Origin of the sequence: Streptomyces sp. cf386, from assembly GCF_900103585.1 — a bacterium.
Taxonomy (GTDB): Bacteria; Actinomycetota; Actinomycetes; order Streptomycetales; family Streptomycetaceae; genus Streptomyces.
In genome coordinates this window covers 1-14,831 of the sequence record NZ_FNHV01000016.1, presented here as the reverse complement: position 1 = coordinate 14,831, position 14,831 = coordinate 1, and the positions used below count along the sequence as shown (strand labels likewise).

Genomic DNA, 14,831 nt, shown 5'->3' with positions numbered 1-14,831 from the left:
CCGCGGCCCCGGTCAGGAGCAGAGTCACCAACCGCGTGAGCCGGGGGCGAACTCGGAGGCCACCTCGCCACCTGGGGCTGCCCACCATGAGCACCCCGTCCGTCCGACCGGCCCGGGACGGCCGGATACAGTGCGCGCAACGGCAGCCTGGTTGCTCAAGGAGGGGAAGCGTGACTGACACCAGCGAAACCCGATCCGCCGACAGCACGGCGCACGCGACTCAGCAGAGCCGACTGCACCGCCTGATGCGCTACCTCCCCCTGATCGCCCCCGTCCTGCTGTGGACCGTGCCCTGCTGGCTGCTGCTGCACACCGGCCAGCACTGGCCGCTCCCTGTCACGCTCGCCGGCACCGCCCTGTTCGCCCTCGGCCTGATCGGTATGCCGCTCGCGATGGTGCGCGGCCACGGCCGACGCCAGCAGGACTGGGCTGCGATCGTCGGAGACACCCTGCTGGGCACCATCTGGACCCTGTTCACATGGTCCGTCGTGCTCGGCGTCCCGCTGCGGCTCGCCCTGACCGTGACCGGCGTCGGCGACGGCCATGACCGGGCCCGGATCGTCACCTGGGCGGTCCTCGGCACAGCCACCGTGCTGCTCACCTGGGGGTACGCAGAGGCCCGCCGGGTACCACGGGTGCGCCGCCTGGACGTGCAACTTCCGCGCCTGGGGGCCGGGTTGGACGGCCTGCGTGTCGTCCTCATCACCGACACCCACTACGGCCCGCTCGACCGCGCCCGCTGGTCGGCGCGGGTCTGCGAGACGGTCAACACGCTGGAGGCCGACCTGGTCTGCCACACCGGAGACATCGCGGACGGCACGGCCGAACGCCGCCGCGCACAGGCCGCTCCACTCGGCACCGTGCAGGCCACCCGGGCCCGGGTCTACGTCACCGGCAACCACGAGTACTACAGCGAGGCCCAGGGCTGGGTCGACCTGATGGACGAGCTGGGCTGGGAGCCGCTGCGCAACCGCCATCTGCTGCTCGAGCGCGGTGGCGACACCCTCGTGGTCGCCGGCGTGGATGACGTCACGGCCGAGTCCTCCGGCCTCGCCGGCCACGGCGCCCACCTCGCCGGAGCCCTGCACGGCGCCGACCCTGACCACCCCGTTCTGCTCCTGGCCCACCAGCCCAAGTTCGTCGACCGGGCGGTAGCCGGCGGCGTCGACCTCCAGCTCTCCGGCCACACCCACGGCGGCCAGATCTGGCCCTTCCACCACCTGGTCCGCATCGACCAGCCCGCCCTCGCCGGCCTCAGCCGCCACGGCACCCGCACCCTCCTCTACACCAGCCGTGGCACCGGCTTCTGGGGCCCGCCCTTCCGCGTCTTCGCCCCCAGCGAGATCACCCTGCTCGTACTCCGCTCCCCGCAGCGGCCCCCCACGCCGTAGCGCTGGACGGGCCGACCGTTCCGGCAGACCATCGCCATCGTCGACGCCTACGACGACCCGAACGCCGAGTCGGACCCGGCCACCACCCACGACAGTCAGGCTCTGACGCCCCTGTCCGGAACTCCCTCCGATCCGCTCCACCGCGGGCCGCACGACGCCGGTCGGCCAAGCTCCACGGGGCAAGGGCCGTGACTCCTTCCACGTGCGCTGATGACTGCACTGGCAAGGCATCACCCCCTTCAGCGCTGACGGTGGACTGTGGCCACTTCGTCTCGCAGATCAGGGTTGTGTGAACTACGCATCACGCATTCATGCGGCCGGCCTCGATCGTGTGTCGCACGAGCCGAGGTGCACGCGATCTCGATGGCTCTGGGAGCGCCGGAGGCGAGGGAGTCTCCGGGAGAGGCCGCTGGCGCAGGCGATCTCCCCGCCAGGGCAGAGACGACGGCACACAAGGAGCGCGCGGCGTCCAGCGGCTCCTGCATGCCAGCCACCATGCAGGCGAAGCCGGTGCCCTGCGAACCGGCACACCGCGTCATTCCGAAGGAATGCGAAACTCGAATCTGGGACGGTCCCACGGGACGGCGGGCGGGTTCGCGAGCGCGGTCCCGGTCCGCACTGCACCAACGCGGTGGTAGAAGTCAGCGGCGGGAAGATGCGACACGACCTTGACACGGTCGAGCCCGGCGGCACGGGCCTCGGACTGCATGTGCGCGACGAGCAGCCGTCCAATACCACGTCCTTGCGCTTCGTCGGCGACGAACAGCAGGTCGAGCTCCGGTGGAGCGAGGACGAGCGAGTAGAACCCGAGGACCCGGCCTCCATGCTCGTCGGCGCCGACGGCTACGAAGGTGCGGTGGGCTTCGATGTAATCAGGACCGACCCGGTAGCCCGCCACTGCGGCTGCGTACTTACCCTCGTAGGCGCCTGAACCACGCACGAGCCGCGTGAGCCGTTTGGCATCCCGCGCGACTGCCCTCCGTATCGTGATCGGCTGGCTGATCGGGGAAGTGCGTGAACCCATCGGGAGAGTATGTCTCACCGGGAAGTGCCTTCCTGCGGCGGGTCGACTGCTCGGGCAGGCGTTCCTCCGGCGCGGCTTCGGCGCCACCTGTGCCAGGTGGGACCATCAGCTCGGAGCGGGCGGGCTACGGCCAATCCGACATGGCCGCAGTCCCACGGTCTGCATCAGTCGAGATCCGGACCATTCCCGGGCCAGCAGTCCCGGCAAGGTCTCCGCTGCTGCCATACTCGCAGGTCAGCGAGTTGCTGCCGCTGCACCACCAGCAGACGAAGAACCTCCTGGTACCGCTCAGTCGCCTCTGCAGCCCGCTTCGAGAAGCGCCCGACGGCAATCGCGCAGTCTTGTCGTCTCCCTACAACGCCACACGAAGAAGGCCTCACGCCTCGCCCCAGGCGAGACCGCAGCATCAGGTCAGCACGCGTCCTGCCACAGCCGCCCACAGACATCCGCACCATGGAATCGTCCGCCACCCGAAACCACTCCCGACACCCGCTTTGCCGCGCTCCCGCCAGCGATCCAAAAGCGGGAGGCAACGCCCGACCGCCTCCCGCTCGTCAGCCGCCCGAATTCAAGCATTCCCGCAGGTCAACGCACCCTCCCCCGCGGCTTCAACGGCACCGCCGGCAGCTTCGGAGCAGGCAGCGGATCCCCGTCGTACCCCTTCACCTCACCGAACCGCGAGCCTTCCATCCAGTCCCGCCGCGCCGCCGCGATCTCCTCCTGGGACCGTCCGATCCAGTTCCAGAACATAGCGAATCCTGCGCGCATCAGTGCAGGTCAGCGCTGTTCCGAACCGGTGAGGGTCAGCAAGCTGCCAGCATCGGTCGTGGAGGAGTCAGCAACCATGGGTTCCGCTGTCCTGGTTCGTGGGATGGGGTCGTTTTTCAAGGAGTGTGAGCATCCGCGGTCGCGGTGGTCGAAGTGCCCTCACCCTTACAAGATCCGGTACAGGTCGGCGGCGGGGCGGCAGTTGGAGGAGTCCGGGTTCACGACCCAGGATGCGGCCATCGAGCGTTTGACGGAAATCTACAAGGCGAAGAAGACGGCCCCCCGGGGCCAGGCGAAGGCTGACCGCATCGCCCGGTACGGGGCGATGCGGTTTGAGGAGTACGCCACCGAGTGGAAGGCAGGACAGCGGGATCTGGGGCCGGCTTCTGTGGTGCACCTGGAGTCGCTGCTGAACATCCATCTGCTGCCGCTGCTGGGCAGCCGGCGGATGAACTCCTTCGACCACAAGGTGGTCGAGGTCTTCTTGCAAACCCTGGAACGTAATGGCATCGGCCTGGCCGCCCAGGCGAACGCCTTCGACAAGCTGAAGGCGATCCTGCTGGACGCGAACCGGCTCGGGCTGTTCGACGACAACCCGGTGGCCGGGGTGAAGCCGCCGCAGTACGACCCCAAGCGGGTGGTGATCCCCTCACCGGAGCAGCTGGGTCAGATACGCACCGCCGGTGACGACAGCTTCCTGCTGGTCTCCGACCTGATGAGCGGGTGCGGCATGCGCAACGGCGAGGCGTTCGCGGTGAACCTGAACAACATCGTCGCCGACGACGTCTACCGCATCACCGAGCAGGTCAACCGGACCACCTGCCAGTACGAGCGGCTCAAGCACCGCAAGGCGGGCGAGTACCGGGACGTGCCCCTGCCCGCGCGGGTGCGGCAGACCATCGAGTGGTACGCCGCCAAGCACGGTAGCGTCGACGGCTACCTGCTGCGCCACCCGAGCGACCCGTCCCGCACGTTCCCGCACTACCACATCGCCAACCAGTGGCAGCGGATCAAGAAGGCCGGCCAGGTCGACATCCCCGACGGGATGGTCGTCTACGGCATGCGGCACTTCTTCGCCTCCAACTGCCTCACCCACGGCATTCCCATCACCGACGTAGCCGAGTGGATGGGCCACAAGACCATCGAGATCACCTTCAAGATCTACCGCCACCTCATGCCCGGCTCCATCAGCAAAGCCGCCAAGATCCTCAACCTCGACCTCGCCGCATGAAAAGCACGCTCCGGGTGACAGCAGGAGCGGTTCAGACATCGCCAAGCGCGTAGGCCCCGACACTGCCTCAACTACAGCGACGCCGAGGCCGACCACCTGGCGCTTATCGGCCGAGTCTGGTGGCCAGCAGGAGAATGCCGTATCCCCGCTAATGCGTGTTACGCAAGGTCGTGAGCTGGGCATCTCCGCGGTACAGCCGGGGCGTTAAGGGCTGAGTGGCTGCGGTGGAGACGTTCATAGGGCTGCGAGTGACACAGTTTCAGCGTCTGTTGATGATAGTGCAGGAGCGCGGCGGTAATGGCACCCTTCGGGGCCTGCCGTTCCTGGACGACCCTGGCGCCCGCGACCGGAGCGTGGGCGCGTCCTCGCGTAACTACCGATTCTCGGCGAGTGTGCAGGTCATTGTGGAGGCCGACTCCCGGCTCGTAGTGGCCGCGGCCCGGCCGCTGCCGGGCACCGCCGCGGACGCGCATGCCTGGCGGCGCTCCGGCCTGGCCGAACGCTGTGACGGGGTGACGGTGCTCGGTGATGGCGCCTACCTCAAAACCGGCCTGATCGTCCCGCACCGCAAACGCCCCGGACGCCCACTGCTGAAGGGCGCAGAGGAAGACAACGCCGAGCACCGCAAGGTCCGTCCCCGCGTGGAGCACGTGATCGGATGGATGAAGAACTACAAGATCCTTCGCGAATGCCGGCAGCGCGGCGACGGCCTCCACCACGCCGTGCAGGCCGTCGCCCGCATGCACAACCTCGCCCTCGCCGCATGACCAGACAGACCAACACCCCAGCTCATGCTGCCTGATCACAGCCTTGTGTCCACACCCGCGGGTGCACCAGCACGCTCTGCTCGGCCGATACCTTGGCCCCTACTTCCCAGAGATCCTGGAGGAATCCCTCTCAAAATGGACGGGCCGCGCCACTCGTTCATCACGGCCAACGAGTGATCGCTACACAGGTCCACCCATTGCGAGTGCTGGTCTGGAAAGGGCACGGCTCGGAAAGCGCGGCAGCCCCCTTCCTTGTCGCAGGCTGAGCACGGCTTTGCCAGGGGCGCGGTGCAGCTTGCCCTGGTGTGCACGCGGTCGGGTTCGGCCGGTGCGAGATCGAGGCGCGTCGCGCCCAAAGCCGCCAGTCACAGGGAGTTCTGTTCCCGCGCTTGGAGCTCCTCAGCAGACCGAGCCGGAGCCAACGCAGCCCAGCGCCAGTCATCGCCGCTTGCAGGGAGGGCGCAGTCAAGCGTCACGGCAATGACTGACACGTCCTCCTGTTGTCGCTGCGTCTCCGCCTCCTTCTCTTGGTACTGCCTCACTTCGGCCAAGCTATGGGCACTGGCCGGGCATTTACGTTGCTTTGCGACGCCCCAACGATCACAGTGAAAGTAGGCCGTGAGGAAGATCCTGCGGCAGGGTTGCGTCCATGGAGATGGTGTATGGGTTCGACCCGATCCGGGGGTTTGCTCCGGCATCGGGATGGTGCCCGCATAGATGAACGGCCACCGGCTGATCTTCGAGGTGTCGAAGCTCGAAGGAGATCAGCACGATGACCGCATCCGACAGTCTGCCCCTGCACGCCCTCGCCGAGGACAACCTCGCCGCGGCGAGTCCCGATCTGCTGCGCACGATGGTCAAAACGTTCGCCGACGCGCTGATGTCCGCGGAGGCGGACGCCCTCTGCAACGCCGAATACGGCCAGGTCAGCGACGAGAGAGTCAATCACCGCAACGGATATCGCCCGCGCGAGTGGGACACGAGGGCGGGCACCGTCGAACTGGCCATTCCCAAGCTGAGGCAGGGCAGTTACTTCCCGCACTGGCTCCTCGAACGCCGTCGTCGGGCCGAGCAGGCCCTCATTTCAGTGGTCGCCACCGCCTACCTGCTGGGCGTCTCCACCCGCAGAGTCGAGAAGCTCGCCGAGTCCCTGGGCGTCACCCAGCTGTCGAAGTCCCAGGTCAGCGCGATGGCCAAGCACCTGGACGAGCAGGTCACAGCCTTCCGCAACCGACCCCTGGACGCCGGGCCGTATGCCTTCGTCTGGGTCGACGCACTGACCCAGAAGGTCCGCGAAGGCGGCCGCATCATCAACGTCCACGCGCTGATCGCGGTCGGCGTCAACGCCGATGGCCACCGCGAGATCCTCGGGCTGGACGTCGCCTCCAGCGAAGACGGGGCCGGCTGGCTCGCCTTCCTGCGCTCGCTCATCGCCCGCGGCCTGTCCGGCGTCCAGCTCGTCATCTCCGACGCCCACGCCGGCCTGGTCGACGCGATCGGCGCCGTGTTGCCCGGCTCGTCGTGGCAGCGATGTCGGACTCACTACGCCCGCAATCTGCTGAGCCAGGTCCCCAAGTCGGCCCAGCCCTGGGTGGCGACGCTGCTGCGGACGGTCTTCGAACAGCCCGACACCGACGCCGTCCAGGCCGAGATGCGGCATGTCCTCGATGCGCTTGAGGCCAAGTTCCCCAAGGCCGCAGCCCACTTGGACGCCGCCCAGCACGACCTCTTGGCGTTCACCGCCTTCCCGCGCGAGATCTGGCGGCAGATCTGGTCGAACAATCCGCAGGAGCGGCTGAACAAGGAGCTCCGCCGCCGCACCGACGTGGTCGGCATCTTCCCCGACCGCACCGCCCTGGTCCGCCTGGTCGGCGCGGTGCTGGCGGAGCAGAACGACGAGTGGACCGAGGCCCGCCGCTACATGGGCCGCGAACTGCTGGCCAAGGCCCGCCTCCACGCGATCGAGTCAGAAAACGACGACACCGTCCTGCCCACCGAACTCACCGCATAGCCTCAAAACGAGATCACCGAGTGGCCGTCAATACACCACTCCAGCGGACGCGACCCCCGGACTATCTGCTGATCACCGGCCAGGGACTGATCGTGGTTGACGTCAAGTCACGTCAACGGCTGCGTCGGCCCGAGGTGGCATCCACCTTCGACTGGACCCGGCGTGCGGTGGAGTCCCGTTGCTGACGGTACGAGGTCTGGAATGAGCCGCCGGAGGCGGAACTGGAGAACATCCGCTTTCTGGCCGGCTACTGGCGGGACTGGTTATTCTCATCCAGGATCCTGGATGAGCTACGCCGAGCCGGCCTCGACGGCGTCCTGCTGGACGAGGCAGTCCGGTGCCTGCCCCGTTGGCTAGAGCCCCACGTCCGTGCCGCGGTCTATCACTTGCTTTGGGCGAACCATCTCCGCACAGATCTCGACCAACCCCTCAGCCCTGCACATGTGTTGAGGCAGGGAGAGCGTGAGCGGGGCCGGAGCCCGGGTGGGGGTCGGAACACGTTTTCGCTACGACGGGGAGGCCGTCGAGGTGGTGGAATTGGCCGCGACCACGGCAGGCAATGAGGTCGTTCTCAAGGACGGTCGGGGCCGGCTTCTGCGCCTGTCGTTGAAAAAGTTGCTGTTCTCCGATCGGGCACCTTGATTCCCGACCAGCCCGGCCCAGCGGCTGACGATGCGAGGAGATCGCCTCGGTGGTGCTGGACCAGCTGCAGGAAGGTGAACGGCTCCAGGTCCTCGAACGGGCCGCACATGTCCGTGAGCTGTTGACAGGTTTCCGTTCTGGAAGTCCTGAGCCCTCCGGGTGCGCGGATGGGATGCCCGGCGAGGCGGCAACGCAGCGCCGGAATCCCCGCGGACCAGCACCCACGCCCCGCAGACGGACAAGGTTCCCCGAATCGCGTACGGCGACTTGTTTCTCCTCGCTTCGGCGCGGGCGTGGGCGTGCCAGGGAGGACTCCCGATGACCCGTGACCGCCGCCGCAAGCAGGACATCCGCGTCCTCTGTGACGACAGTGATCCTCGGTACACCCGTGTACGCCGCCGGACGGCCAGCGCCACGGGTGCGAGCATCCGCGACTACCCCGGAGAGATCTACATGTGCACGGGCTGCGGACAGCCGGCATACGCCAGCTGACCTGGGCCCCCTGATTGCATCGGCCGACGCAGGGGGCTGACGTCGGCGTTCGGGGACGCTGGCTTCCCGGCCCGGAGCGGTGTTGGCTGGTCAGGCGTGTTCGGAGTCTGCTGCGCTGAACTTGGTGTGTCGGCTATGGGGGATGTGGGTGCGCGTCGGGAGGGTGTTGCGGGTGCGGCGGTGGAAGGTGGCGAGGCTGATGAGTGCGGCGGCGGTGAACCAGAGCAGCTGGATGCCGAGGTAGCTGGGCAGGGCGGTGGTGGAGAAGCCGGCGGCGGTGCTGGCCTGCATGGCCCCGTAGGAGGGCAATAGGCGTACGACGGGGCTGTCGGAGCCGGAGTTCGCGATCGGGTTCTGCAGGGCGAGGTCGATGACGCTGATCATGACGATGGTGAACATGCCCTCGACTTCCTTCCTCAAAAGTGAGCCCAGGGCGACCCCGATGGCGCCGTAGGTCATGGCGGCGCTGAACAGGGCGGCGGCGAGGTAGAGGGGCTGCTCGGGGGTCCAGAGCAGGTGGGTGAGGGCGGTGGCGTAGGCGGCGACGGCGCCGGAGGCGAGGGTGAGAGAGGTGATTTTGGCGAGGAGGAGGTGGGTGCGGGGGTAGCCGGCCAGTGCGAGGCGTCGGTCGAAGTTGCCGCCGGCGAAGGCGGAGGCGAACATCATGAAGCCGATGATCAGGGTGACGGCGTTCAGGGCACCGGTGATTTCAGTGAGCTGGTTGCCGGCCGGGGTCAGGATGTCCTTGGTGGCGCTGAGCTGGAATCTGGTCCGGGTGCTGGGGATCGAAAGGTAGGCGAGGGTGGTCCACAGCGGGATGAAGCCGGCGATGAGAACCATCGCGAAGCGGTTGCGCAGATGCTCGGCCAGCGCGTACCGGGTCGCGGTGACAAACAGCCCTGCGTGGCCGTGACTCTTCATGAGACCAACGCCTCCTGTACAGGCTGCAGGAGGCCGTCTTCCAAGCGCCAAAGCTCGTCCAGGCGGGCGGTGTCGTAGGCCAGGTGGGAGACGACCAGGACGGAGCGACCTTCCTGGCGCAGCAGCGCGGCCAGGTCCCAGAAGCGTTGGTAGGTCTCCCAGTCGAAGCCCTGGTAGGGCTCGTCCAGCAGCAGCACTTGCGGGTCGTGCATCAGAGCGAGGGTGAGGTTGAGTTTCTGGCGGGTGCCGCCGCTGAGCGTTTTGGCCTGCTGCTGGTCGTACTGACGAAAGTGCAGCCGGTCCATCACTTCTTCGGCGCGGTGCAGGTCGGGGAGTGCGTAGGCGGCCCTGAAGAACTCCAGGTGCTGACGGACGGTGAGCGCGTCGTTGAGGACGGCCGCCTGCGGACAGTAGCCGAACCTGCCGTCGTGGCGGACCGTGCCGCGATCCGCGCGCAGCTCACCGGAGAGGATCTTCAGCAGAGTGGTCTTGCCCGCCCCGTTCTCCCCGACGATCCCGGCCAGTACCCCGCCGCGCAGCCTCAGGTCCACCCCGCGCAGGACCGCGCGCCGACGGCGGTAGGCGTGGTGCACACCGCTGACCTCCACCGGGCCCCCTTCCCAAGTTTTCGCCGTTGCCGGCCGGGTGGCCAACGCCACGACGTCGGCGGGGTCACGGGTTAAGCGGCAGGCCGGCCCATGAACCATCCGTACCGGTGAGAACCCTGGTTGTAAGGCAGCCGCTGGTCACGACCGCCCTAGGTTTTGTCCGTGACCCACGACACCCGCTCCATTACCGCGCCTGCGGCGCCGCTGCCCGCACCTCGCGCCGATGCTGCCACCGCACCGTTCGGCACGCCGCACCCTGAGGCCGAGATGGAGGCATGGTGTCTCAGCGGTGATCTTCGCGGTGAGAGTGGCGGTGCCTACCGTTGGACGGCCGCTGTCTTCCGGGAGGGCCATGGCTGCGGGTCGGGCACCGGCCCCGGTTATGGGCTGCTCTTCAGTTGCAGCGGCCCGCAGGGACCGGTGTGCGGCAGCTGGTTGAGTCCTGATCTTGTGGAAACGATCCGTGCCTCGGTCTGCGGGGACGAGGCGATGGATCCGCGGGTCCGCAGTGCCCTGACGGACGTTCTGGCCGAGGGAGTTCCCCTGCCCGACCGCCTGCTCAAGGGCGAGGTCGCCGACTGCGCCGAGCGGCTGGACCTGGTGCTGGGCGAACAGGCCGCGCTGCGTGCCGAGGACGACGGAAGTTTCCTCTTCACCGTCCGGGGCGAGGTGGAACTGGAACTGCGTCTGACGCCACAGAAGCCGGCCGTCCCGCAGTTCGACGTCCATGGCCACTACCCCGGGCCTCGCCCCGACGGGAGCGATGCGACGACTTCGTACTTCATCCCCCGCCTACGTGCCAGCGGTCGTGTGCGGGCCCAAGGCAGCGCCTGGGAATGCGTCGAGGGGCGCTCCTGGTTGGAGAACGACTGGGGCGGTAGGCTCCGCCGCTCCAGTCGGGTGCAGGGAATTGCCGACCGCTCCTGGCTGTGGAGTGGTGTGCAGCTCGCCAACGGCTGGGACATCGCCGTCATCCGAGGCCAGCACACCGATCCCGTCACCGCAGAAAGCACGCCGTTGTTCACCAGGGCGACCGCCGTCGCCCCCGACGGCTCGGTCAGCTATCACCACGACCTCACCTGGCAGGCCACCCAGCACTGGACTTCCCTGGCCAGCCTGGAGAGTTACCCCACCACCGCCGTGCTCAGCATTCCCGGCCTCGGCCTGGACCTTGTGGTCGCGGGCACTGCCGCCGGTCATGAGATCCGCACCGTTCTGAGCGGCAGCGCCTTCTGCGAGGCCCCCGCCGCCGTCAGCGGCACCATGAACGGCACGCGCGTCTCTGGGAACGCTTTCATGGAAACCCTGCCCTCCGGCACGGTCGGCGACGTGGAACGCTACATGCGCCGGATCTCCCACATCTCCATCTCCGAGGCCGCCGCCGTCTATCCGGCGAGCCCCGACGTTGCTTCCCTGCACGCGCTCACCGGCGCCGACACCAGCCCCCCGCTGGACGATGACACCCTCGACCGACTCCACCAGTCCCTTATCGCCCCGCTGCGCCATCTCCTGGACAACCCGGGACGCTCCTGGCGCCCCTACATCACCGGCGCCGTCTTCTGCCTGCTGGGCGTCGACCCAGAGCCCTACCGGCCACTGACCGCCGTGTCCGAACTCCTCCACACCGCCTCCGTCGTCATCGACGACATCGAAGACGCCTCCCTGCTGCGCCGCGGGCGGCCCACCGTCCACCACCGCTTCGGCATTCCCACCACTATCAATGCCGGCACACTCGCCTACCTCACCTTCGATCCCATTCTGCAGCGCATCCCTCAGCACGACGGGGCCACGACGCTGCGCGTCTACCGCCTCTGCCTCCAGGCCCTGCGCACCGGACACACAGGGCAGGCCCTCGACCTGACCGGACCCCGCAGCGTCTTCGAACACGCTGCGGCCACCGGCAACCACCACCAGCTCCTCTCCCAGGTCCACACCGCCCACCGGCTCAAGACCGGCGTCCCTGTCCGGTGCATGGCCGAAGCCGCCGCGGTACTGGCCGGTGCCGGCGAGGAACAGATCGCGGCGCTGGGCCGGTACTTCGAAGCCGTGGGCACCGCCTACCAGATCAGCGACGACGTCGCAGGGCTCGACGGTGTCACCAGCGCGGAAGACCGAAAGCAGGGCCGATCTTCCAAGACACCCGCCGAGGACCTCCTCAACGGCCGCATCACCTACCCCGTCGCACACGCCACCGGCCTCCTCGATCACGAAGACCGCCACCGTCTGCGCGACAGCCTCTACCAGCAAAGTCCCGACGGCGCCGCCCACGCCGCGGAACTCCTCACCCACAGCGGCGCCTTGGAAGCCTGCCTGGACGACGGCCGGACACTCGTCAACGAGGCGTGGAAACCCCTCAATAGCCTTCTCCCGCCCAGTCAGCACAAAGCCCTCATCCGAGCCCTGGGCTGGTACGCAGCCCAACGCCAAACCGACCCCGCCGCCAAGGGACCGGGCACGGCGGCTGTCAGAGTGCGGTAAGCAGGGTAATGCCCGTTTCGGGCTTGGAGTTGGGTGAGGATCCCTGGTCAGTGGGGTGAGCCGGCGGTCAGGTGCGGGGCTGCCCGTGTCCCACACCGTCGCGCCCTGCGTGCCGCTCGAACTCTCATAGAGCTCGACCTGTTCACGCGCCCACCGCGCCGGGCTCGGCTCGTACTCGCCCTCAACAGGCATCGCGGTCACCCTGTCGTCACTTACGGATCGTGTTGCGCAGTTCAGCACAAGCCTCGCGCGGAGACGAGACCGCCGTTCCCGCTCTGCCGACAAGTTCAAGTGAGACAGCAAGGTTCCGATGTCGCACCCGACTGAGTCTCTCCGCAGGTCAGGGCGTCGCCCGGCGGCAAGATCGATTGGGGCGGGACATCAGCGGCCTGCCGGTACGCCGTCCTCTCTGTTCTCCCCGGGGAAATGCAGCGGGAGTTGAGACAGATCTTGGTGAAGCAGCGTGCGGCAGCCGGAGAAGCCGCAGGTCACGGGGCCTTCGCATGAAGAGGAGCGCGAGATTCTACACCAATTGTGGGATCTCAGATTCCGTGGCCGAATCTCACGACCGATGGCCACTCGGTGGCCGGTCGGCCACCAATCTGAGACTGGCAGGTCGAAGCGCTCACCCTTGGGGCTGACGAAGTGCCCAGTCGCGGTCACTCGGCGTCGGCTCGGTTCGCCAACGAGCCCGTAGGACTCCGTCGTTGTCGGGCATGACAGCAGTGCACAGAGGCACAGATTCACCCGCATATACAGACAGGAGCGCGGCGGAATGAGCACGGGATATCCGGGCGGCCAGTTCGGGGAACTCGTCCTCTTCGGCGATGGCGCTGCGGATGTTGCCGTCGTCGTTCTGCCACACGCCTTCGACGAGGCCATCAGCGGGCAGGGCTCTCAGGATGGCGTCGATGTCGGTGGACAGGGGCGGCCAGACGGCAAGACGGGCGCGGGGAGCCAGTCCAGCGCGAACGGGGTCGATGGTGTCGCTGGTGAGGTGGTGCCATCGTGAGGCACCTTCGAGATACGTCTCTTCCAGAATTCCTGCTTGGCCGGTGACGACTGCCCTGTGCAGGTCGGCCCAGAAGTCGTCATCGCCGGGACGCTGGATGACCTGCTCTTCCTCCTCGGCCTCGAAGGCGTACGGGGAGGCGTCCAGGCGTTCTGGGAACAGTCCGAGCTCCCGGGTGTGGGCCAACGCTTCCTCGCAAGGCCGGCTGCTGCTGATGTAGAGGTACTGGTCCCATCCCACATGGACCGCGAATGCGCCTTCCGCTTCCAGCCGGCACCAGGCGCCGTTGTCGCGCAACATGGCGCGCACCAGCTGCAGCCCGATTTCGAGCGGTACTTCTGCCCCGTCGCGAAAACCGGTAGGGCCGCCAGGGAAGAGCCCGTCCAACCCAAAGCCGTCCACCGGAGGCTCCACACCGAAGTGCGCCAAGGACGGGACCTGTGGTTCACGTACGGCCAGGTGATCGACGCCGCTGTCCCCGGCGAAGGCCGCGACCGCCTGAAGATAAGACGCCTCGACCTCGCCGTGATCGCTGACGGTGTCCTCACTGCCGGTGTAATGCCCGTGTTCGTCACGGTTGGCAGGGTCGTACTTGGTGACGCGGTAGACGTAGGGGAGCTGCACCGCCCCATCATCCAGCACGCTTGTGTCGCCCCACGAGGAAATGCCATCGGAGGTGAGACAGAGTCGTAGGCCAACATCCTGAGACAGATCAGGAACCTGCTCGTCAGCGCAATGCTCTATGACACGAGCCGCGAGACCCTACACCAATCGAGTCGTTTGACAGCGAACCCAGTCGTTTCGGCTTCTTTGACAGTGAACTTACAACAGCTAACACAATGAGCCGAGTTGTCGTTGGGTGATGAGGCAGCAGGCGAGTTTGAGGAACGCTTCGTGGATGTCGGCTCTGCGTTCCCAGCGGATGCGCAGACGACGGAAGCCGTGGAGCCAGGCGAAGGTTCGCTCAACCACCCACCGGTAAGTACCCAGCCCGGTGCCGTGTCGGGTGCCGCGTCTGGCGATAGCGGGCACGATGCCGCGATCGCGGACCTGATCGCGGTAGACGTCGTGGTCGTAGCCCCGGTCGGCGAAGAGCGAGTCGGGCTTGCGGCGGGGCCTGCCAACTCGGCCGCGGACGGGCGGGATCGCGTCGAGCAACGGGATCAGTTGAGTGACGTCGTTGCGGTTGCCGCCGGTCAGCAGGACGGCGAGCGGGGTGCCGTGCCCGTCGGTGATGACGTGGTGTTTCGAGCCGGCCCGGCCCCGGTCGACCGGCGACGGTCCCGTCTGGCTCCCCCTTTTAACGCCCTGACGTGGGAGGAGTCGACCACGCAGCGGGACCAGTCCAGGCGCGAAGCCGCGTTGAGTTCGGCGAGAAGGACCTCGTGCAGCCGCTGCCAGACGCCGGCCTCGTTCCAGTCCCGCAGACGGCGCCAGCAGGTCATGCCCGAGCCGAAGCCGAGGTCTTGCGGCAGGTACTCCCACT

At 67.5% G+C, this 14,831-nt stretch carries 10 protein-coding genes and 4 pseudogenes; 7 read left to right on the top strand and 7 right to left on the bottom strand.

Annotated elements, in window-relative coordinates:
- Positions 1-170: 170 nt before the first annotated feature.
- The gene (locus BLU79_RS33850) at positions 171-1,391 is read left to right on the top strand and encodes a metallophosphoesterase (RefSeq protein WP_093909804.1); all 1,221 of its coding nucleotides are present in this window, start codon (positions 171-173) and stop codon (positions 1,389-1,391) included.
- A 535-nt stretch (positions 1,392-1,926) separates the two neighbouring features.
- Here the strand turns inward: BLU79_RS33850 and BLU79_RS33845 are convergent.
- The gene (locus tag BLU79_RS33845; protein WP_177001286.1) at positions 1,927-2,415 is read right to left on the bottom strand and encodes a GNAT family N-acetyltransferase; all 489 of its coding nucleotides are present in this window, start codon (positions 2,413-2,415) and stop codon (positions 1,927-1,929) included.
- Between the two features lie 585 nt (positions 2,416-3,000).
- Positions 3,001-3,165: pseudogene (locus BLU79_RS33840) on the bottom strand (pirin family protein); the annotation flags it as partial.
- 121 nt (positions 3,166-3,286) lie between these two features.
- Between BLU79_RS33840 and BLU79_RS33835 the strand changes: the two are divergent.
- The 5 genes and pseudogenes from BLU79_RS33835 (at position 3,287) to BLU79_RS48415 (ending at position 8,326) form a co-directional block, all read left to right on the top strand.
- The gene (locus BLU79_RS33835; RefSeq protein ID WP_093909992.1) at positions 3,287-4,414 is read left to right on the top strand and encodes a tyrosine-type recombinase/integrase; all 1,128 of its coding nucleotides are present in this window, start codon (positions 3,287-3,289) and stop codon (positions 4,412-4,414) included.
- Between the two features lie 219 nt (positions 4,415-4,633).
- Positions 4,634-5,181: pseudogene (locus BLU79_RS33830) on the top strand (transposase family protein).
- Between the two features lie 772 nt (positions 5,182-5,953).
- The gene (locus BLU79_RS33825) at positions 5,954-7,192 is read left to right on the top strand and encodes an IS256 family transposase (protein ID WP_093909801.1); all 1,239 of its coding nucleotides are present in this window, start codon (positions 5,954-5,956) and stop codon (positions 7,190-7,192) included.
- A 462-nt stretch (positions 7,193-7,654) separates the two neighbouring features.
- Positions 7,655-7,834, top strand: coding sequence for a hypothetical protein (locus BLU79_RS49380; RefSeq protein WP_256333566.1), 180 nt, complete (start codon positions 7,655-7,657; stop codon positions 7,832-7,834).
- A 318-nt stretch (positions 7,835-8,152) separates the two neighbouring features.
- Positions 8,153-8,326, top strand: coding sequence for a hypothetical protein (locus BLU79_RS48415; protein WP_177001284.1), 174 nt, complete (start codon positions 8,153-8,155; stop codon positions 8,324-8,326).
- A gap of 90 nt (positions 8,327-8,416) precedes the next feature.
- Here the strand turns inward: BLU79_RS48415 and BLU79_RS33810 are convergent, their stop codons facing one another.
- Both BLU79_RS33810 and BLU79_RS33805 read right to left on the bottom strand, forming a co-directional pair.
- The gene (locus tag BLU79_RS33810) at positions 8,417-9,247 is read right to left on the bottom strand and encodes an ABC transporter permease (protein ID WP_093909800.1); all 831 of its coding nucleotides are present in this window, start codon (positions 9,245-9,247) and stop codon (positions 8,417-8,419) included.
- Positions 9,244-9,855 (bottom strand): ATP-binding cassette domain-containing protein, encoded by a 612-nt coding sequence (locus tag BLU79_RS33805; protein ID WP_177001283.1) that lies wholly within the window; start codon positions 9,853-9,855, stop codon positions 9,244-9,246. The genes BLU79_RS33810 and BLU79_RS33805 overlap by 4 nt, the downstream gene beginning before the upstream one ends.
- Before the next feature lie 450 nt (positions 9,856-10,305).
- On the opposite strand from BLU79_RS33805, the gene BLU79_RS33800 reads away from it, so the two are divergent.
- On the top strand, positions 10,306-12,333 hold the full coding sequence (locus tag BLU79_RS33800) for a polyprenyl synthetase family protein (RefSeq protein ID WP_256333565.1): 2,028 nt from the start codon (positions 10,306-10,308) through the stop codon (positions 12,331-12,333).
- Between the two features lie 75 nt (positions 12,334-12,408).
- On the opposite strand, the pseudogene BLU79_RS49375 reads toward BLU79_RS33800, so the two are convergent.
- The 3 genes and pseudogenes from BLU79_RS49375 to BLU79_RS33785 all read right to left on the bottom strand — a co-directional run.
- Positions 12,409-12,525, bottom strand: a pseudogene (locus tag BLU79_RS49375) (nitroreductase family deazaflavin-dependent oxidoreductase); the annotation flags it as partial.
- Positions 12,526-12,958: 433 nt separating this feature from the next.
- Complete coding sequence (locus tag BLU79_RS33790; protein WP_093909798.1) at positions 12,959-13,969, bottom strand: RNA-binding protein; 1,011 nt, start codon at positions 13,967-13,969, stop codon at positions 12,959-12,961.
- A 207-nt stretch (positions 13,970-14,176) separates the two neighbouring features.
- A pseudogene (locus tag BLU79_RS33785) lies at positions 14,177-14,831 on the bottom strand (IS5 family transposase); the annotation flags it as partial.